Annotated in this window: 2 protein-coding genes; both read right to left on the bottom strand. The window is 55.3% G+C overall.

Annotated features, from left to right (window positions below):
• Positions 1 to 258 (bottom strand): PepSY domain-containing protein (locus INT22_RS11180; protein WP_193068237.1); only part of this gene is annotated, 258 nt, incomplete at its 3' end.
• Between the two features lie 84 nt (positions 259 to 342).
• Positions 343 to 1,139, bottom strand: a 797-nt coding sequence (locus tag INT22_RS20805) for a TonB-dependent receptor domain-containing protein (RefSeq protein ID WP_226912631.1), incomplete at its 5' end; no start/stop codon positions are given.

Genomic DNA, 1,139 nt, shown 5'->3' with positions numbered 1-1,139 from the left:
GGTGCCGGGATGAGCCGTCAGCGCTGCACTTACCAGCGCAGAGGGAGGCAGCGTGGCCTCTTGAACGGCCACGCGCTCAACATCAGCGTGTATCAGCGCGTCCAGCTCGTCTTTGAATAAATACAGCCCGCCAGTGATCGCCAGACTAATCATAAACGGCAGCACCAAAAGGCCAGCGTAAAAATGCCAGCGCCAAACGGCGCGATAAAGATCGAAGGTTTTGCGTTTACCTTCTTGTGAGGAGGACGCGATCGTCATGTAGTGTCTCCAGACCACCAGGCAACGAGCCTGCTGGTTTAATGAGTCAGGGGAAACAGGTGCTCTACTGAGCACCTGAGTGAATCAGAAGCTGAAGTCGGCCCGTGCCCACACCATCCGGCCAGGCTCGTTAATACCGCGATCCAGATCAGCGGGGTAGCCAAAAGCGGCGTTACCGGCTAGGTTCAGGTGCTCGGTGTAAGTGGTGTCGAAAACGTTATCCACACCCACACTCAAGGTTAGGTGGTTGCTTGCGTGATACGCGCCATTAAGCGAGAACACCCCGAAACCTGAGGATGATTCCAGGTCTTGGCCGACGACATTGCCTTTTTCGAGCGCAGTGCGGTTTTGTGCCGCGACGCCACGCCATAGGCCGCCCACGGAGTAAGCGTCGCGTGCATAGGTCAAGCCAACATTAGCTTCCAGCGGTGGGATTTGAGGTAAGGCTTCATTGTCGTCGGCATTACGTCCCCAGGCATAGGCCAGGGAGGCATTGCCCACCCAGTTGTCGGTTATTTGATAGCTGGCACCCACTTCGGCACCTGCAATCTGGGCATCAATGTTATCGATTTGAGTAGTGCCCATGCCCGCTGTGTTGTAATCAAACAGAATAAAATCGTTTACATATCCTGCATATCCGGACACCCACGCGCTCAAGCGCTGGTCGTTGTACTGAGCACCGATATCCAACTGGGTGGTTTTTTCGGCTTGAACGCCATCGAAGGCATTCAAGCTGCCGGCCGGGCCTGCTTTGTTGGAACTTAGCTCCCAATAGTCAGGAAAGCGTTCCACATGCCCAACACCGGCATACCAAGTGATTGGTGCTGAGGCTAAATCTTGCTCGTAGCGGACAAAGGCACTGGGCAGAGTGTCACGGCGGG

It is taken from the genome of Halomonas sp. 3D7M (genome assembly GCF_014897885.1).
Classification (GTDB): Bacteria; Pseudomonadota; Gammaproteobacteria; order Pseudomonadales; family Halomonadaceae; genus Vreelandella.
Note: the sequence above shows the minus strand (reverse complement) of the source record. Positions and strands in the feature narration are given on the sequence as shown.